At 58.5% G+C, this 18,036-nt stretch carries 15 protein-coding genes and 1 CRISPR repeat array; of the genes, 8 read left to right on the forward strand and 7 right to left on the reverse strand.

Going from position 1 to position 18,036, the window contains the following annotated elements:
• Window positions 1-185 precede the first annotated feature (185 nt).
• The 4 genes from csf4 to OX89_RS04030 are packed head-to-tail and all read right to left on the reverse strand — an operon-like array spanning window position 186 to window position 4,258.
• Window positions 186-2,606 carry a type IV CRISPR-associated DEAD/DEAH-box helicase Csf4 gene (gene csf4 / locus OX89_RS04015; RefSeq protein WP_084001982.1) on the reverse strand — a complete coding sequence of 807 codons (2,421 nt, stop codon included), beginning with the start codon at window positions 2,604-2,606 and terminating at the stop codon, window positions 186-188.
• Between the two features lie 20 nt (window positions 2,607-2,626).
• Window positions 2,627-2,821 carry a hypothetical protein gene (locus OX89_RS04020; RefSeq protein WP_047349657.1) on the reverse strand — a complete coding sequence of 65 codons (195 nt, stop codon included), beginning with the start codon at window positions 2,819-2,821 and terminating at the stop codon, window positions 2,627-2,629.
• 9 nt (window positions 2,822-2,830) lie between these two features.
• Entirely contained in the window at window positions 2,831-3,598 is a 768-nt protein-coding gene (csf1, locus tag OX89_RS04025; RefSeq protein ID WP_234305498.1) for a type IV CRISPR-associated protein Csf1, read from the reverse strand.
• A gap of 9 nt (window positions 3,599-3,607) precedes the next feature.
• A complete protein-coding gene (locus tag OX89_RS04030) occupies window positions 3,608-4,258 on the reverse strand; it encodes a hypothetical protein (protein WP_157497288.1) in 651 nt (216 codons plus the stop codon).
• 79 nt (window positions 4,259-4,337) lie between these two features.
• Between OX89_RS04030 and csf2 the strand changes: the two genes are divergently transcribed.
• From csf2 to OX89_RS04045, 3 genes are read left to right on the forward strand one after another with little or no spacing between them, the layout of a single operon-like run.
• Entirely contained in the window at window positions 4,338-5,435 is a 1,098-nt protein-coding gene (gene csf2 / locus OX89_RS04035; RefSeq protein ID WP_084001983.1) for a type IV CRISPR-associated protein Csf2, read from the forward strand.
• Window positions 5,436-5,447: 12 nt separating this feature from the next.
• Window positions 5,448-6,128: a type IV CRISPR-associated protein Csf3 gene (gene csf3 / locus OX89_RS04040; RefSeq protein WP_084001984.1), complete on the forward strand. Its 681-nt coding sequence runs from the start codon at window positions 5,448-5,450 to the stop codon at window positions 6,126-6,128.
• A gap of 17 nt (window positions 6,129-6,145) precedes the next feature.
• Entirely contained in the window at window positions 6,146-6,661 is a 516-nt protein-coding gene (locus tag OX89_RS04045; protein ID WP_047349662.1) for a type I-E CRISPR-associated protein Cas6/Cse3/CasE, read from the forward strand.
• A gap of 253 nt (window positions 6,662-6,914) precedes the next feature.
• A CRISPR array of direct repeats spans window positions 6,915-7,430; the repeat unit is 28 nt; unit sequence GCCCGCCCTGCGCGAGCAGGGGTCGAAG.
• Window positions 7,431-7,694: 264 nt separating this feature from the next.
• Here OX89_RS04045 and tnpA read toward each other — a convergent pair.
• The gene (tnpA, locus tag OX89_RS04050) at window positions 7,695-8,111 is read right to left on the reverse strand and encodes an IS200/IS605 family transposase (protein ID WP_047349663.1); all 417 of its coding nucleotides are present in this window, start codon (window positions 8,109-8,111) and stop codon (window positions 7,695-7,697) included.
• A 47-nt stretch (window positions 8,112-8,158) separates the two neighbouring features.
• On the opposite strand from tnpA, the gene OX89_RS04055 reads away from it, so the two are divergent.
• Window positions 8,159-9,622 (forward strand): RNA-guided endonuclease TnpB family protein, encoded by a 1,464-nt coding sequence (locus OX89_RS04055; protein ID WP_052952234.1) that lies wholly within the window; start codon window positions 8,159-8,161, stop codon window positions 9,620-9,622.
• Between the two features lie 39 nt (window positions 9,623-9,661).
• On the opposite strand, the gene OX89_RS04060 is transcribed toward OX89_RS04055, so the two are convergent.
• On the reverse strand, window positions 9,662-10,675 hold the full coding sequence (locus OX89_RS04060) for a ParB/RepB/Spo0J family partition protein (protein ID WP_157497290.1): 1,014 nt from the start codon (window positions 10,673-10,675) through the stop codon (window positions 9,662-9,664).
• A gap of 117 nt (window positions 10,676-10,792) precedes the next feature.
• On the reverse strand, window positions 10,793-11,959 hold the full coding sequence (locus tag OX89_RS04065) for a ParA family protein (RefSeq protein ID WP_047349708.1): 1,167 nt from the start codon (window positions 11,957-11,959) through the stop codon (window positions 10,793-10,795).
• Window positions 11,960-12,800: 841 nt separating this feature from the next.
• Between OX89_RS04065 and OX89_RS04070 the strand changes: the two genes are divergently transcribed.
• From OX89_RS04070 to traD, 4 genes are all read left to right on the forward strand, one after another.
• Window positions 12,801-14,042: a replication initiation protein gene (locus OX89_RS04070; RefSeq protein ID WP_199856201.1), complete on the forward strand. Its 1,242-nt coding sequence runs from the start codon at window positions 12,801-12,803 to the stop codon at window positions 14,040-14,042.
• A gap of 95 nt (window positions 14,043-14,137) precedes the next feature.
• Entirely contained in the window at window positions 14,138-14,449 is a 312-nt protein-coding gene (locus tag OX89_RS04075; protein WP_047349666.1) for an H-NS family nucleoid-associated regulatory protein, read from the forward strand.
• A gap of 262 nt (window positions 14,450-14,711) precedes the next feature.
• The gene (locus tag OX89_RS04080) at window positions 14,712-15,095 is read left to right on the forward strand and encodes a hypothetical protein (protein WP_047349667.1); all 384 of its coding nucleotides are present in this window, start codon (window positions 14,712-14,714) and stop codon (window positions 15,093-15,095) included.
• Window positions 15,092-18,031: a conjugative transfer system coupling protein TraD gene (gene traD, locus OX89_RS19000; RefSeq protein WP_084001987.1), complete on the forward strand. Its 2,940-nt coding sequence runs from the start codon at window positions 15,092-15,094 to the stop codon at window positions 18,029-18,031. Before OX89_RS04080 ends, traD begins: the two co-directional genes overlap by 4 nt.
• Window positions 18,032-18,036 lie beyond the last annotated feature (5 nt).

Consider the following 18,036-nt stretch of genomic DNA (forward strand, 5'->3'; position numbering starts at 1 on the left):
CCACGAATCGCAGATTTGAAAGTGAACAGGAAAGTCAATGAAATCAGGGGTCAACCACCCCTCCCTCAAGCCCCTTCCTTTAGGGAGGGGTGGTTGACGTTCCTTTCAACCTGAACAACCGCGAAAGTTCGCCCGCCCCGCTGGTCGGTTCTAAATACAAGGCGTAAACAAAGGAAAGAGCGCCGTCAACCCACCACAATCTGCCGGTACTTGGCGAACACCCGCTTGATGGGATTCAGCAGACCTGCCGTGCTCGGCTGATGGATCTTCGCGTCCAACCAATGGATGCGCCGGTTGGCCGGGGTGTCGGGGCTGCGCACTAGCCGCCCGATACCCTGGCGCACCAGCACGGTCACCTGGGCCACCAGCTCACTGAAACCATGCTTCTGGCGCAGCCGCGCCTCCCGCGCCAGCGTGCGCGAAGTGGCGCCAAACGGTGCATTGGCGATCACCAGGTCGGTGCATGCATTGGGCTCCCGCTCCGAATGCAGGTCGAAGCCAGTCCATGCCCCGCCAGCCGCCAGCAAGATAGGTCGGAGACCGTTCTCGGCCAGCTCCAGGAACTGTTCACGCAAAAAGGCCAGCGGAAGCCCTGAGCGGTGCTCCAGGATGGGCGCCAGATCCATCGGACGCAGTAGCTCGGCGAGCGCATGGAGGTCTCTGAACGCCGTGCCAAGCACCAGCATCCCCCCAGCACCATCACGATGCGCCTGCTGGATGTAGCCTGCCACGTCCTGCGCCCAGTCGGCATGCGAGTTCGCCGCTGAGGCAGACAACTCGGTGGACTCACCCTCGGCCTTGGGGCGCACATAGCGAGGTCGCCCGCCAGCCGTGGAAACCGTCCCGATCATGCAGACAGTGACAGGTGTGTACTGCCACTGCGCATGCACAGGATCCATGGTGAGCGCGTTGTCGAACGGCACATTGAGGGCGCGGCGTGCGGCCTCGCAGCTGAGCTGCGGCAGCTCTTCATACAACGTCCCGGAGACCAGACAGGAGCGCCCCGCAATCGCAGTCCACAGGTAGTGCATTTCGCGCGCATAGCTGAGCCTGCCCACCGTCAGCTGAGGCCACATGCGATCAGGGCTCCAGCGCACCATCACTTCCACGAGGCGGTCGGTAGCTGCCTTCGCCTGGATCGCCACTCGCAGGGCATTGGAGATCGCGGCGATGCGGCGCCATTTGACGGGCTCCACGTCACGAGGACGCTTGCGGTCGCACATGTCCCCCAGCACCGCCGACAGCGCCCCAACCACGTCGGCCAGATCATCGCCCACCATCGCCTTGTCCTCGTCGCCGAAAGCACGCAGGCGCTTCCACACAGTTTCCAGCGCATCCAAGTCACTGCGCTTGACGATGCGTGGCTGGGCGACGTGAAGGGCCTGCACGTCGCGGCGCAAAGCCCACACCGACACCGTGCGCGAGAGCACCAGCGCGAAGGCGTCATCAAGCTGATGGGCTTCGTCCACAACCAGCAGATCCAGATCCGGTATCAGGTGTTGACCCGCCGTATCGTCCGTGGAGGCGTAGATCGCATTGAGCACCTCGTAGAGGCGTGATTCCCGCTGCTCACGCGGCACCGCAGACCACGCTGCGATGGCCTCGCGGATCTCCTGGGAGCCGTTGAGCGCCCTGCTCTGCGCCATCAAGCGCCGCCAGGTCAAGCTGGCCAGCATGGCATGCGTCATGAAGAGCACGCTGCACTGGGGCACGTTGTCCCACTGTCCCCTGTAGGAGAGGAAACCTGGATCGTCATCGTTCTCGCGGTTGTCCAGCGTCACGCTGCGCAATAGCTGGAAGGTCGGTGCCGCGTGGCGCAAGCCTGCGGCAGTCCAGCGGTGCTGGATCAGCCAACCCTCTGGCGCACGACCGCCCCCGGCGATCCATTCGCTGACGCAAGCACGCTGCTCAATGTCTTCGACCTCGGACAAGATCTCCTGCAAGGCCGTCACGGACACGAACTCGCCCTGGCCGAGCAAGGCATTGGTGCTGCCGATGGGCACCTTGAGGGAGTCGGCCAACCGCCCCCAATCCTGCAGCACTTTGTCCATCAAGGCATGCGAGGGCACGGCGATCCCGATCTGCGCACCACGCTCGATGCAGGCAAAACGATGCGCGGCCACGAGATAGGCCAGAGTCTTGCCCGTCCCCGTCCCCGCTTCCGCAAACAGCACCTTGTGCTGGGCCGGAGTTTCCGGGGCACATGCCTGGCTGATCTTGCGGTAGAACCGGGACTGCTCTTGCCGCTCGGCAAGTCCCAGAGCATCAAGCGCCGCGCGCAACTCATCGGGGCACGCGGGCCAAGCCTCCTGATGAGCGCTCTTTTGGGTCGCCATCTGGCTGGCATCCTGCACCAGCAAAGCAGTGATGACTTCGCCAACGGACAGTTCTTGCTCCCGGCCCATCTCGGCCAGGCGCTCAGCATCGGCCGCGTTGAGCCAGAAGTTGGCATGCACCGACACCTCACGCAATGGCGCAGGCCCCAGCGCAAGATCCGTGCGTGTCAGGATGGCCATGAGCCTGGCCTTGGCGTGTGTGTTGAGGGGATCGCCGAGATAACCGCTCACCCGTAGGGCATCAGGAATTCGAACTGTGACGCTGGGCATGGTCTTACTTGATGGATTTCTCAGTTATCGGGATCGCTCTTTTCGTGTTCCACAAGCCCCCCAAGGGACGTTTCCAGCGTTTCGGCCGCATCGGCGTGCAGTTCGGCTACTGCCTGATCTACCGCGACCCCCGAGGGCATCTTTCGCGATTCGGCCACGTCGCGCAGGACATTGATGGCCAAGCGCAACGCATCGGAAAGCAGAATATCGGCCACGTTGTTCTCCTATGCGGGCAGCAGCTTGACCGGAAGCGGCCAGGATGCGGGGCTGTCCAAGTCCACCTTGTTGATGGCGCACATCGCCCACCATTCCCCAACGCGCAGGGATCGAAGGGTTTCGATGTCGCGAGCCCCGGCTTCGCTGTCGCCAGAAATCCGCTCGGCCACGTCATCGCGAATCGAACCCGTGGCGCGCGAAGACAGCGTGCGTTCCGGGTAGGCGGGCAGGCCCTTGAAACCGAGTTCCTTCATGCGCGCCAGCGTGCGCTGCCAGGCGCTGACAGCGCGAAGCACCTTGTCGCGGTCGATGTGCAGGATCTCGTCATCGAGACGCACGATCAGCACCTCATTGGACAAGCACAGCGGCGTGCGCCAGATCATGTGCTGCTGCTGGCGCGTGTTGTAGACGGCCACGAAAGGCGGGCGGGGCGGCGTCAGGATGAAGGCCTGGATGTCCTCATTGGAGGCCAGCTTGAACACGCCGGATGGGGTCGCGTATGTCTTGCTGTACTTCATGAGGAAGTCACGCTGCCAGAGGGCCGCACAGTCGCCGCAGAGCACGTCCCCGGCTTCGTGGATGTCGAGTTTGTTGTTGAAGGACTCCCCGAATGTGTCCTTGCCGATGGCGTTCACCGGATCGCCCGCCTTGAGCTGGGCGGCGCACATCGCGCATTTGCAATCCCTGGGCGCGGGCGAGCCCTGCGGATCAATGCCCGCCGCACGGCGGAACAGTTGGGAGGAAGTCGGCAAGGGGGTGGAGAAATCGATTTGCATTGGGCGTCCTTAGTTCTGTTCTTGATAGCCATCGCGGTAGATGCGGCCATGGCCCGTGGCCTGCAGCAGGCCTGCCCAAAACGCGCCCTCGATCCGCGCCATGCTGGAAAACACCACGCCCTTGCGGCCCATGGCCGATGTGGGCTTGGTGCCATGGGCGACCGCGCCTTTCAGCACCATCGGAACCCCAGGGCTTACCAATTCGATATCCAGATCCGGCACCGACAAACCCCAGGCAGCGAGCTGCTTGCCCAGATCTACAGCGATGCGCCCGCGCAGCTTGTCCGAGAACTCGCGCGGCAACTGCGCCTGTTGCCATGGCCCCCATTCATCACCAGAGCGGGCGACCGCGATGCAGGGGATCTGGTACGTCCAGCGGTAGCCCGTAACGGCCACATTGGGCGTGAATTCGGGCATCTCCACCGAGAGAGCGCGGCCCGCCAGCGTCGATACCGCGCGCATCAGCGGCAGTGCCCCTTCGCGCATGCGCTCGCTGCCCTCGGGCGTCCTGGCCGTGAAACTCAGTGCCGTGGAGGATTGAAACACGGCCACATCCTCCAGCAACGCTGCATGCGCTGACAACAATCCCTGGCGCCACTGCGAGGACGAACGAGCGCCGCATGGGTGCTCGAAGCGGATACAGGTCTGTTTCTGGGTCATCACAAATATTCCTATGTTGACTGTTTCTTATGATGATCATAAGATAGAGCATCTCAACGGTCAACCACAGCGGGGTTTCATGTCGAAAAAGCAAGCATCCATCTCCATTCGCGGCGTCATCACGCTCACGGCCCATGCGCATCAAACCTCACCGGATGGCGGCAGCGAAGGGGTAACTCCTCAAATGAAGACCACCGTCTTCTTCGAGGGCAAGAAGCAGGACGTGCCCTACATCACCGCCAACAGTGTGCGCGGTCTGATCCGTCGCGCTGCGGGCCAGGTGTTGACCGAGCAACTACAGGCCAAGCACGAGCAGATCTCGCGCAACGTGTACTTGTCCATTTATCGCGGCTCCTACGCCCGCACCGGCCTGGATGCGGGCGGCGCCACTTACATGCAGATGATCGCGGCCGACAAGCACCCGTTCGTGGGCCTGTTCGGCGGGGGCGCTCACATGTACCGCTCCAAGGTGCGCATGGAAGGTGACTTGCTCCCGATGATCACCGCCACGGCGCCGCTGCTGCCCACGCGCTACCAGGCGGAATGCATCGATGCCCAGCCTTGGCAGCTGCTCAACAAGACGCTGATCGCCAGCCGCGATGATTTCGAGCGCCTACCCGAGGGGGACTTCATCGAGAACGTCGAGGACGCCTACATGGAACACATGGCGGCGAAGTTCGGCCAGAACGCGGCCAAGAAGGCGCAAAAGGCCGATGCCAAGGCCGAAGGCCAGGCCGTGGCCAAGTCGGAAAAGCTCAAGACGGATGACCTCAACACCTTCACGCAGGTCGAGTGCATCATCCCCGGCACGCCGCTGTACTTCGGCATGACGGTGAGCGCGCCCACGGACGCCCAAACCGGCCTGCTGCTCACGGCCCTCCAGTCCTGGGCCAACAAGAACGCGTTGGGGGGTGGTTCATGCCGTGGTCGTGGCAGCTTCAAGGCCGCACTGCAGGTCTACCAAGGATCCGAGCTGCTGATCGACAACCTGTTCATCGGTGATGCCGGTGCCTATGCCCTGAGCGACAAGGCCCTGCCCTACCTTCAGGCCTTGGACAAGGAACTCGCGGAGGGCGTGGCCAGCGCGGCAACGCTGTCGGCCCTGTACCCCACGGCGGTCAAGCGCGATGACGAAGAGCCCAAGGGCAAGAAGGCCAAGGCCGAAGCTCAGGCTTGATCGGGGGCGAGGATGGAACCTCTACGCATTGAGTTTCAGCTGTCGGGGCCGTGGTGCCCCCCGCACGGTGGCGTGCACCTGGACGGCCTGATCGCCTGGGCCGTCAAGGAAGAAGCGCTGCGCAACGCCAGCGGCAGCACAGCCACGGGCGCGGAGCCCGACTATGCGGCCTTCATCTCGGATCTACCCCTAGAAAAGCACGAGTCCCCCCATGGCTGGTGCTGGCAGGCCAGCAAGCTGGAGGTGGTCGGCTACCGTGGCCAGGAGCGGCGTTACCTCACCGCGAAAACTCCCGTCCTTGACATGGCCCTGGCCATCGGCAACCGGGTCGTGGAAGAAAAGGGCGGATCCACCATAGACACGGTGCGCGGCCTGGGCAAGAACGCTGCGATGTACTACACCCTGGAGCATGCCCAGGGCTTCGAGGCGTACTGCGTGGGCGACTACGACGCGCTTTCGGAACTGCTGCAGGAGATCCAGGCGATCGGTGCCAAAACACGCCTGGGCCACGGCAGCCTGCGGCCCTACGACGATGGCAATCTCTTCCGGATCACACACGATCCCACTGCCCACGAAAAGTGGAAGCGCCGCAATGCGCCCGAACGGCTGCTCGAAGACATGATCCCTGCAGTGGCCAGCTTCCAGCCGCCGTACTGGAAGGGCAAGGACTACTGCTGGGTGCCAGCGCCATGACAGCAGTCCTTCAGCCCATGCGCGAGATCCTGATCGCGATTCCCGGCCTGCCCACGGATCTTTACCACATGCACCAATGCGTGTGGGAGCACGCCGCACGCGCGGCCAGGCCTGGGGTAAGGCCGGTGTTTCTGTACCGGGTCGAGGACGGCATGGTGCGCGTGCGCAGCCGTGATTTCTTGCGTGGTACTGCGCGAGAGTTTCGCGGGGGAGCATGCGGCCTGGACATCGCTGCGGTGATCCAGTCGGTGGATGGGAGCGAGCACACCGTGCCGCCATCCGACCTTGTGTCGTGGGCCTCGGGCAAGCTGGCGCAGGCTGGCTTTGTGGCCCGCAAACTGGATGTACTGAGCTATGAGCTTCAGCAGGGGTTCAAGCGTGACAAGGCCAGCGGCCGGGGCATGAGGATTCGGTTGCCCGTGGCGCGTCTGCGGCTAGATCTCGAAGTGCAGGATGATGTACATGCGCGCGCTGCATGGTGTGATGGCATCGGGCGCGGGAGGCGTTTCGGGCTGGGTATGCTCTGTCACTGAAAACAAAAAGACCCCTTCCATGATCGGATGGAGCGGGGTAGGTTGCTCCTTCAAAATCGAGTTTACGTTTAGGCTTATGACAAGCCATTTTGAGATCCTCCCGGCCCTGAAGGGCCGGGATTCCTACGGTGCCGCGCATGAGTTGCCTCCTGTACGGTCACTTCGGTGGGTTCCTGCTTCGCTGGGGCGACGCGCTTTGCTTTTTCGGCTTGGCGCGGCTTGATACCCCTCCACCGACGGCCGCGCGATCGAGGCCCGCCCTGCGCGAGCAGGGGTCGAAGGATAGCGGCGTATCCGACTCCGCGGCACTTTTCGCCCGCCCTGCGCGAGCAGGGGTCGAAGTGTAGATATCGTCCACGAGTCGCTGGCGGGTGCGCCCGCCCTGCGCGAGCAGGGGTCGAAGGATTCTTGCTGAGGTTGTGAAGTATCCTGGGTTGCCCGCCCTGCGCGAGCAGGGGTCGAAGTAAACACACAGGAAAGATTCAAGATGAAAGATAGCCCGCCCTGCGCGAGCAGGGGTCGAAGGTAAATGGCACCCAGGACCTGCTGAGAAGAACTGCCCGCCCTGCGCGAGCAGGGGTCGAAGGTATCTGGCCATCAATCCACCCTCTTTGGCGAGACCCGCCCTGCGCGAGCAGGGGTCGAAGGTTGCATCCTGCAAAGGTCACGCAGCGCATCTAGCCCGCCCTGCGCGAGCAGGGGTCGAAGGATTTAACGAATAATCAGAAGGCCATTATCAATGCCCGCCCTGCGCGAGCAGGGATGCTTATCGCCAGAGAACCAACAGTGCACCGACAGTGACACAAGGCAAAATATCAGCGCTGGCTGCCCATCATCAATCGCGTCTGTATCCCGCCAGTACACCTGTAGTATCGCATTGACTGCAAAATGCAAAGAGCCCGCTTTCGAGCGGGCTCTTTTTTTGAGCAAATACGCCGCGCATCCCCCGACTACAGCGGGCTCGCCGCAAAGCGGCGTAGAGGCAGAGCCACCCCGTTTAGTCGCGGGTCAAGCGGCGCCCGGGTGATTGGCATCATTTCGGTGGCGCCTCCTGATCCCGGATGTATTCCAGCAACTGCTCGATGCTCGCGTGCCCGCCAACGCTGACCACGGCGTAGGCGCTATTCCAGAACCTGGCCTTCCAAAAGAATTTGCTCAAATGCCCTGCGTATTCCTTGCGGATGTAGCGCGAACTCACCGTCTTCAGGTTGCCCACAAAGCGCGCCAGATCCATCGAGGGCTGGCCCTCGATCAGCAGATGCACATGATCGGCCTCGCCGCCAAACTCCACAAGCGTGCAGCGCCACGCAAGCGCCACGGCCGTGAAGATCTCCTGCAGCCGTGCAAGCATCGGCGCGTTGATCGCCTTGTGCCGGTATTTAACCGTCAGGATGATGTGATAGTGCAGGCTGAAAGCCGCATGGTTGCTGGTTCTGAAGGCTTCGGCCATAGGATGGTTGGTTTGTGATTTAAATTGTAGGGAATATACTTTTGCCCATGACGACGATCCAATCCGGCGTGCGATTCGTGGCTCATCCCGAGCCCTGGCAGGCAGCCATGCTGACGCATTGGATCGGCTGCCAGCGCCACATCTACAACCAGAAGGTGGAGGAAGACCGCCTCTTCGCCTCCCAGCGGCGGCTGGCCTTGCGCCACGATCCCCAGGCACAGATAAACACGCCCATCGACCGCCTGTATGCACAGTTCAAGGATGGTGTACTGACCCCCTGGCTGAGCGAGGTGCCCAGCCAGGTGCTGCGCGAGGGCACCTACCGCTGGCATACGGCCAAGCAGCGCCAGCTCAAAGGCCTGGCGCGCATGCCGCGAAGGCGCCATCGGCGCAACTTCAACTCGGTGCTCCTGACCAGCGACCTGTTCGAGTTCACGGCGGATGGCCGCCTGTGCATTGGCGCTGGCAAGTTCTTTGTCGGCGAGCTGAAGTTCAAGGCGCACCGGGAGTTCGTGCATCCGAAGATGCTCTCCATCAGCTCCACGGGTGGACGCTGGTATGTGAGCTTCAGCTTCGAGCATGAAGTCAAGGACATTCTGCGCGCACCGCACGAGCTGGCCTATGAGCTGCAAGGCCTGTCGGACGAAGACCTTCAAGGCAAGACCATTGGCGTGGATCGCAACGTCAAGGACAACTGCCTGGCCACCAGCTGCGGCACCTTTCACGCGCTGGAGCGGGTGAATCTGGAGCGCATCCAGCGCAAGGAACTTGGCGCCAAGCGCCATCAGCGGCGCCTGGCCCGCGCCCGCAAGGGCTCAGCCAACCGGCGCAAGCTCATCCAGAAGCTCGCCCGCAAGAAGGCCTACAAGGCGCAGGTGCTGCAGGACTTCGCGCACAAGACCAGCCACGTCCTGGCCGAGTCGGGCGCCAGGCTCATCACGTTCGAGGATCTGAAGATCCAGAACATGGTGCGACGGCCCAGGGCCAGGCAGGACGCAAAGGGCCTCTGGCTCAAGAACGGCGCCGCTGCCAAGGCGGGCCTGAACAAGGCCATTCTGTCCTCGGCCTGGGGACGCGTTGCCAGTTTCACCGAATACAAGGCGGCACGGCGCAACGTGATCGTTGCCTACGTGCCGCCCCACCACACCAGTCAGCAGTGTTCCTCCTGTGGGCACACTGCACCAGGGAACAGGCAAGGCGCCCTGTTCCACTGCCAACGCTGCGGCCATACCGAGCATGCCGATTCCAACGCATCGAAGAACATCGATGCTCGCGGGATCGCGCTACTGCGCTCGGGCGTGCTCTCCAGGGAGCCCAAGGCCAGCAGGCGTGTTGCCGTCAAGCGCAGGACGGAGATCAAGTCAGCAGGGTCGGTGCGGCCCGGTGTGTCTGTGGAGCGTCAGCAAGACGCGGCCTCTTGCCCTCGGGCGGGTTCCGCGCATGGCGCCATGAAGCAGAAAGCCCAAGCCGTGAGGCCGGATGCCCCGACTACAGCGCCTAAAGGCGTTTAGTCGTGGGTAAGTTCACACGGCTGGGTTCCGTTTAGGCGCCTAAACGAAAGACTGGCCATCCTTGGCAGAACCACCTGGTTCGTTTTGCTGCTCCATAAATTCGCTCAGCAAAGCCACCATACGTGTGTTGAATTCATCAGTACGCTCCAGTGGGATGGCGACCATCATTTCCACTCGACCATCCGAGCGTTGCTTGTACGCGCCATCAACACCAAATCGTCGTTGAAAACTCACGGCGGGTCTATGCTCACGCGGCTTCTTCTCCACAGACAACTTCGCAACTTCATCCTTCAACCACTTCTGCGGCATGTCGCCTGAGACGAAGCGACTCGTCAACAGCATGGCTTTGCTTTCATCACTCAATTCCACCGCCCTAGCGAGTTGCTGCGCCACCGTGGCAGTAATCTTTTCCGGGAAATTTCGAGCGGTGTTCAGAATTTCGGTTGGAAGCTTTTCATAGGACGCATAGAAAGACAGCAGTGTCTTGGACAAACCGGTACGCCTGGAAATCTCCTCCCATTTCAAACCAGAATGATGCCAACCTTGGAAAAACATCGCTCTGTCGAAGTCGGTATGCTGTGAACGACTCTCATTCTGAGCATAACCAAGCCAAGATGCCTGTTCTTCGGAAAGCCCTGAATGCACGCGCGCCAGAATCTGGCAGTCGTTGATCTCATAGGATCTGATCGCCTGCACACGCGTCCAGCCATCACCAATGATGAAATGCCCAGGCCTGGCTGGATGCTCGATCACATGAATGGGATCACGCTGGCCATCCCTCTTGATAGATTCTGCTATGACCTTGATGGCCTCATCGGTGTAGAGCTGCCTTGGCGGATGTGAATTTTGAATCACATGCCGCGCATCAATCATCTTCAGCTTGGCTTCTGCGCGATCTGGCAAAACCGCGTCGCGGCCGACACCACTCTCCTGCTCATTGGAGAACTCCGGGAGTGGCATCTTCACAGCCAATCGATTTTCTTTGACGATTTTTGATGAAACGGTCGGCGCGTTGACCGGATCTTCCACCGGACGAAAAACTCGTTGTTTCACAAACAATCCTTTCTACAACACCATGCGCAATGGTTTAGGCGCCTAAACCAGCGCAACAAAGGTCTATCTTTTTTAGGCGACTAAACATGAACGACGTGCTGCCGATCGTTTAGGCGCCTAAACCTGGTGATCACGAGCCGCTGCGGCCTCGAAGATCTTCCCGCGCAAAATTTCTGCAAACAACTTGTATTCGCTGGCACCCTTGCTGGTGGGGCGCTGCAAAGTCAACGGGAGATAGTGGTCAAGACTCTTGGGGAAATCTTCGCTCGCAGATATGACCTGTTGAGACAGCATGGAAGCGTACTTACCCAGCTCCGCCTGCATCCGGCTGATGCGCGTGATGTTCGGAGAGTAATGGGTCGGCAAAATCAACAGCTGCGGATTGACCACCGGGTAGGTCTTTTTGAGGCTCTTGATTTCCCCAATCAGCCGCACGAGTCCCTTGCGCGCGAAGGCATCCATCTTCACGGGGGCCACCACAATGTCAGCCGCCGCAATCGCGCAAGTGCTGGTCATGCTCATGTTCGGCGGGCAATCCAGCACAATCACGTCATACGCAGAAAGATCCAACGCAGGATTCTTGCCCCTAGCGGCCTCGGCAAACAGCTCACGAAAAACCAACTCGCGTGCTCCCTTGGAGTTTGCGATCGGCATCTCAATGTCTGACAAGAACGTGTCGGCACAGATCACATGCGGGCCATCTTCACCGAATGGCTTCTTGATGAGGTCAGGAATAGGCTCAATCGGTGCTCTTGAGCTATTCCCGCGATGCGCTGCAGCCACAAAAGGGGTCACAACATCAGCGAAAGTCGCCGTGATCAAGGCGTCATGGTTAATTCCATGATTTTCCGCTTCTTCAGCATCTAAATCGGATTCATAGCCCATGGACTGGGTGAGATTCGATTGCACGTCCAGATCAATGCAGAGTGTGCGAAGGCCCATCAGCTGCAGATGCACAGCCGATTCCACTGCGGTCGTCGTCTTACCGGTGCCCCCTTTGACCACGTTGACGGCAATGACTACCGGCCCCGATGGTGCAGGACTTTTGAGATATCCCTGCGCTCGGCGCCATTGCGCCAGGCTGAAGATCGTGTCTACTTCAAAAACCCTGGTTGGGATGGCCTTCCCATTGAACTCGTTGGCTCGTCTGACGCGAATGCCAGACTGATCCGTGTATCCACGCAACGTCGTGTGCGAAACGCCGAGAAGTGCTTCAGAAGCGCGAAGTCGGTACTTGAGCTCATCCGTGTGAGCGAAAGTTGAACGAAGAGGTGTTGGCGACATGAAAACCTCATGGTTGCAGTGACGCCGCACTCTACCGATTCAGCATGAAAGAGTCAAGACTGGTAGCTTATTTCAGAATATGCGAGAAAAACCTACAAGTTCGGTAGCGGCAGCGACGGCGCCAGGATTCTAGCCGAGGCCACCGCCCTGACAGCCATCGAAACACGCCAAAACATGCTCTGTTTAGGAGGCTTCCCAAAGTCCCTCACCTTTCGCTGTTTCCCGAGGGGCTTTGGCTGTTTTAAGCATGAAAAACAACACAAGCACTCACGCCAGAGGCTCGGGCAACCTGGTCTGATGCTCCCCCTTGTGTTCTTTGAGACAACACTGTTTATAACAACAACTGTTTACCTGCCGGAATTCGTTTTGTAGATCAACAACTTACAGAACGAAAGGTGAGGGACTTTGGGAACGGTGATGACCCAAAGGTGAGGGACTTTGGGAGCGTCAATTGCTAAGGGTGAGGGACTTTGGGAGCCAAAGGTGGTGGAGTTTGGGAAACGGTGAGGGAGTTTGGGAATGAAAGGTGAGGGAGTTTGGTAAAAGGTGAGGGAGTTTGGGAATGAAAGGTGAGGGAGTTTGGGAACCAGAGGTGAGGGAGTTTGGTAAAAGGTGAGGGAGTTTGGGAAACAAGTTAGGTTCGGCCGGGGTGCTGCAGACCAGCGGCTGTGGATAACATGAGCGCCGCCACGATCGTTGACATCCACCCCGGCCTGAACGCCGAGGCTTCCCGCGAATTCGGTGAGACTGTTGCATAGTCGTCGCGCAGCGGTGAACCATGTTTGACAAAGTTTCACCGCAATCGGACACTGAGCCCCTTCCGTGCGAACGATTCGCAGCCATGCCGACGAAAAACCAACCACCCGACATCTACAAGGCGCACCAAGCAGTCGCTATTCTTCCCTCGCCGGGCTCGCGCATCACATTGCTCATGCGGCGGTTCTTCAACGTGTTGCTGCAGCACGCACAACGCGCTGGGCAGACAGAAATTTATCGGGTGGAGTTCAGCAACGTGCTTGGGGACGCTGGGTACTCTGGCAATAACTTTGACGTAGCCAAGGATGTTCTGCGGTCGATGGCCAAGACGACGGTCGAGTGGAACATCGTCAACGACAGGCCCAATGAGAAAGGCGTTGTGAAAGATTGGGGTGTCACAACGCTTTTGTCGCACGCACGGATCTTTCAAAAGAGCAATCGTTTGGTATTGGAGTGGTCATACAGCCCAGTGATGCGCCAGGAAATTCTGGATCCGAAGCGGTATGTCCCTCTGTCACTGCGGATTTATGGCTCCATAAAGACAGGTAGTGCCGCCGCGCTGTATGAGATCTGCATGCGATACCTCACCAACGTCAACGGGCTGACAAACAAGGCTGAGATTGAGTGGTGGCGTCCGCGCATCACAGGTGTTGCAATGAAGGACGAAGCGCCAATGGAGTACAAATACTTCAAGCGTGACGTGCTCATACCTGCTATCAAAGAAATCAACGAAATCTCAGACATTGAAGTAGAGCTGCTGGAGTTCAAAACCGGTCGCAAGGTGAGCCATCTCCAGTTCATCTCCCGCATCAAGAAGCAACAATCGATAGAACTCGTGACGCCAATCGAGCTGGTTGACCAGGAGTTGATGCGGCGCATCTTGGCGCTTGGGGTTTCAGATGATCTTGCCAAAAAGATCTACGTGAGCCACGACGAGGATTCATTGCGGGCCACCCTGAACTATGTGGAACAACGCATAAGCAAGGGAGGTGTAGAGTCTCCCGTCGCTTTGTTCCGCGATGCGTTGAAAAAGGGGTACGGGAAGAGCGAGGGCGAGAAGGTTGCTGCCGTGTCAAAGCACACGGCAGCGCCATCGCGAGCAAAGGAAGAGGACATTGCCAAGGAAGACCCCGTGGCAGCGGCCAAGCGTCAAGCCGCGCAGGAATACCTGGACGGTTTGAACCCAGGCCAGAAGCGAATGCTGCTGGACGAATTCGCTGGCACCATTTCCGGCATTGTGGCGGAACACTACGCCAAAAGCGGGTTGAAAAGCAAGATCGTTCGCGTTGAGCTGATTCGATACGTGCAAAAGTCTATCGAGTCCTGATCGGAAAATCGATGTCGTGATGTTTCGCGGTTTGCTACGGGAGAATTTTTTCTGCAATAATGCGCCATCCAAACTAATACCGAAAGGATTGATTGATGACCGCCTCTTACAAAGAACTCCTGGCACAGCGCGAACAACTGGAAGCCCAAATCAAGCAGGCTCGCGCGGCAGAACTCACCGCAGCCGTCGCCAAGGTGCGCACCATCATTGCAGAATACGAACTGACCCAGAATGATGTATTCCCATCGGGTCGTGGCAGCATTCGTGTAATGTCGGTTTCCAAGGTGGCGCCGAAATACCGTAACCCCGCCACGGGCGCTACCTGGACGGGCCGTGGCAAGCCGCCCGTCTGGATTGCTGGTAAGGATCGCGCCGATTTCGAGATCAAGGAAGCCGTAGCTGCCTGAGCTGCATTGTCTCAATGCCATCCGCCGCAATGGCGGGTGGCGCTTCCAGTCGCTTGGAAGCAAATTCCAGCGTGCCCATCAGTCGGCACGCCCAGCCTGTCGCCCCCCCAAGCAAAGCCTCCCGGTCTGCAAGGACATAGATGCTTTGGGGCCTGGTTGACCAGGCCGTGGCCCTCGCGCAATGCCATAGCGGGCGAAATACAAACAAAGTGAAGATGTTTCGCCCCTGAAAAGTGGCCCCTGGCTCCTATCCTCATGCCGCATGAGTGAGAAGAAGCTGAATTCCTGGATCTACGACGGCACACCGGACAACATCGGGCTCATCGTGCCTGATGCCAACCCTGGTATTGGGGGCTACATCGTCCTGGCGCAGTTGCACAACGGTGAGGTACGGCTGTTTGCGACGCGATACCCGACACGCTGCGTTGTCGGATGGAAATCACAAGTGCGAAAGTTTGGCGGGCAGGATTTCACGCGTGTGATGGTGTCTACGCCGCATATCCGCTACGAGCGAATCAAGCGCATGATCGTGGAGAGTGGCGAGGATGAAGGGTGCAGGAGCATCCAATTCTATCGTGACAAGGTGGTTGAGCTTTTTGAGGTCGCAGCACACTCACACGCAGTTCCTGCGGGGGTGCCTGCATGAGCGGCGAAGTTCTGGACTTTGACAACCCGTGGCGTCCCATTTACGAATGGCGCCAAGCCGTCATGTGGGGAACGGCTTCGGTAGGTTGCGTTGCAGCAGCGGCACTGCTTCCGTTGCCAACGTCGTTCGCCAGTGTGTCTGCCATGGCGTGCGGCTTCGTAGGTCTGTATCGCGCCTACACCGCATGGGGTAGGCAGGAGGCGAAATCCAAGGCCACCAATACGGAAAAGCAGTTCATCACCGTCCAGGAGGTGATTGATCTGGGGAAGAAGGCAGCAAAAACCAACAAGCTGTGGCTTGGCTCCGGATTTCAATGGACAGATATTGAAGCCGTGAAAATGCACGCTTTGATAGGAGGCGGTGTCGCACAGCAATTGGGGCGACAGGCTTCAGAGAAAGATGGAGCATATTGGCTGCACTCCCTGGCCAGGGAAGAAGATAATCTCATCGATATGAGTTTGCTCGATGGGCACACGCTGATCACCGGCACTACGCGCGTGGGCAAGGCACAACCACTGTATTCCAAGGTGCACACGCCTTTTGGATGGGTACGGATGGGCGATGTCAAACCTGGGATGTTGGTAAGTACCCCGGATGGAAAAAATGCAACGGTGCTAGAAATTTTTCCACAAGGGAAAATTCCCATCTACAAACTAACCTTAGAGGATGGCCGGGAGGTTCAGGCTTGCGCAGAGCATCTGTGGGAAGTACACCATAAGCACTGGAACGGTAAGTACAAGCCTGGTAAGTCGCGTGCGGGAGCCGTTAGGCCACGAGTAATGACGACAGCTGAGCTAATATCTCAGATGCAGAGAAATTCCGGGGTGTTTAAACTTGCACTGCCTAAACAAGTAGAAAAGCCACCAAAAGAACTACCAATTGCGCCTTATGTACTAGGTTGCATTCTTGGCGATGGACTCATCGGCAGTGGAGATCGGATGAGTTTTACCAGCGCGGACGATGACATCGTGGAAAACATCCGTAGCAGACTTCCGGATGTAATGGAATTGAAGTTTGTCGGCCCCAAGAATATTGATTATCTTTTTGTGGTTGCGGATCAAGAATTGCTGCGCGCTACGCAGGAACGAACAATTCCTGGTCGTAGAAAAAATCCCTTTCACCTTGCGGCCGAGCAGCTTGGTTTGGCCGGAGCGCGCTCTTGGGAAAAGCACATTCCAGAAATCTACAAGGAGAGTTCTGCCGCAGACCGTTTAGACATGATACGTGGACTGATGGACACCCATGGGACGGTGACGAAAACCGGCGTATTGCAATTTGACACGACAAGTCATCAGTTGGCGAAGGATGTGCAAGAAGTCATTTGGTCACTTGGTGGCTTGGCCAAGATGCGCGTCAGAAAACGGCATTTCACTACCGTTAATGGCGGGCGCAAACAGGCGCGTGATTGTTATCAACTGACAATTCGACATCCAAATCCGAGAGAGCTAATGTTGTGTGCAAGGAAGCGAGAGAGAGCGCCTGCCGAATATCGATACGGCGAAGACAATCTTCGCCTAAAAATAGAAAGTATCGAACCATTTGGATTAGAAGAAGCGCAGTGTATTGCAATTGATCACCCAAAACACTTGTACATCACAGATAACTATGTGGTGACGCACAATACGCGGTGTTTTGACCTGCTTATTACCCAGGCAATAGCACGTGGTGAGCCTGTCATTATTATCGACCCCAAGGGTGACCACGGGCTCGCGGAGAATGCAAAAAAGGCCTGCGAGCTAATGGGACAGTCAGAGCGCTTCGTCTATTTTCATCCGGCACATCCAGACAAATCCGCCAGCATTGACCCTCTGTGCAACTGGAACAGAAAAACAGAGTTGGCCAGCCGGGTTGCGGCTCTGATTCCTTCGGAAACCGGAGCTGACCCATTTACGGCATTCGGTTGGAAAGTTATCAACGATATAGTGAGTGGCCTGCTTGCCACAGGAAAAAAGCCGAATCTTGTCGAGCTGCGCCGTTATATCGAAGGTGGCCCCGAGGATTTGCTTGTCAAGGCGTTGCGCGAGCATTTTCGCAAGTGTGTGACCGACTGGGAGAAGAAAACCTCTGTCTATGTCAAGAAGGCCGACAAGAATCCAAAGGCGACCAACCCGATGCTGGATGGCTATATTGCCTTCTACAAGGAAGTCGTGATCCATGAATTTCCCAACGTGGATCTGGCCGGTCTTATATCCACCCACGAGCACAACCGCGAGCACTTCCAGAAGATGATTGCCTCGCTGATACCGATTTTGTCGATGCTGACATCGGATCCGCTCAAGGATTTGCTCTCGCCCGACTTTGAGGGCGATCACACGCATGTGGTTACCGACATGGCGACCATCATCCGCAGCAACAGCGTTGCCTACCTGGGCCTCGATAGCCTGGCAGACGCCACCGTGGGCAGCGCCATCGGTTCGGTGTTCCTGGCCGACATGACCGCCGTCGCAGGCGATCTTTACAACTACGGCATCAAGGAAAAAAAGGTCGTCAACGTCTTTGTGGATGAGGCAGCGGAAGTGGTGAACAACCCGACCATTCAGCTGCTCAACAAGGCTGGTGGTGCAGGCTTTCGCATGTTTATTGCGACACAGACCTTTGCTGACTTTGCCGCGCGCCTGGGTGATGAAAACAAGGCCCGTCAGGTGCTGGCCAACACCAACAACAAGATCACGCTGCGCGTGCTCGATTCGGAGACACAGAAGTACATCTCGGACGGGATTCCAAAGATCAAGGCCAAGTCCATGTCGGTCAGCTATGGCCACAACGTTGCCAATACCGTCCATGAAGAGTATGTCGCCTCGTACAAGGAACAAGCCACAGAGGCAGAAGCCGACTTGATACCGCCAGGTGTGCTGAGCGAACTGCCGCCGTTGCATTTCTTTGCGCGCCTGTCGGGTGGCAAAACCATCAAGGGCAGGCTGCCCATCATGCAATAGGGGTT

Source organism: Diaphorobacter sp. J5-51, from assembly GCF_001023515.1.
GTDB classification, from domain to species: Bacteria; Pseudomonadota; Gammaproteobacteria; order Burkholderiales; family Burkholderiaceae_C; genus Diaphorobacter; species Diaphorobacter nitroreducens.

Bases quoted from the DNA above. Each gene is read 5' to 3' on its own strand.
- csf1 (WP_234305498.1), bottom strand. From the start codon at position 3,598: ATGCAAATCGATTTCTCCACCCCCTTGCCGACTTCCTCCCAACTGTTC.
- OX89_RS04030 (WP_157497288.1), bottom strand. From the start codon at position 4,258: ATGACCCAGAAACAGACCTGTATCCGCTTCGAGCACCCATGCGGCGCT.
- OX89_RS04070 (WP_199856201.1), top strand. From the start codon at position 12,801: ATGCCGACGAAAAACCAACCACCCGACATCTACAAGGCGCACCAAGCA.
- traD (WP_084001987.1), top strand. From the start codon at position 15,092: ATGAGCGGCGAAGTTCTGGACTTTGACAACCCGTGGCGTCCCATTTAC.
- OX89_RS04065 (WP_047349708.1), bottom strand. From the start codon at position 11,959: ATGTCGCCAACACCTCTTCGTTCAACTTTCGCTCACACGGATGAGCTC.
- tnpA (WP_047349663.1), bottom strand. From the start codon at position 8,111: ATGGCCGAAGCCTTCAGAACCAGCAACCATGCGGCTTTCAGCCTGCAC.
- OX89_RS04075 (WP_047349666.1), top strand. From the start codon at position 14,138: ATGACCGCCTCTTACAAAGAACTCCTGGCACAGCGCGAACAACTGGAA.
- OX89_RS04045 (WP_047349662.1), top strand. From the start codon at position 6,146: ATGCGCGAGATCCTGATCGCGATTCCCGGCCTGCCCACGGATCTTTAC.
- csf4 (WP_084001982.1), bottom strand. From the start codon at position 2,606: ATGCCCAGCGTCACAGTTCGAATTCCTGATGCCCTACGGGTGAGCGGT.
- csf2 (WP_084001983.1), top strand. From the start codon at position 4,338: ATGTCGAAAAAGCAAGCATCCATCTCCATTCGCGGCGTCATCACGCTC.
- OX89_RS04055 (WP_052952234.1), top strand. From the start codon at position 8,159: ATGACGACGATCCAATCCGGCGTGCGATTCGTGGCTCATCCCGAGCCC.
- OX89_RS04080 (WP_047349667.1), top strand. From the start codon at position 14,712: ATGAGTGAGAAGAAGCTGAATTCCTGGATCTACGACGGCACACCGGAC.
- csf3 (WP_084001984.1), top strand. From the start codon at position 5,448: ATGGAACCTCTACGCATTGAGTTTCAGCTGTCGGGGCCGTGGTGCCCC.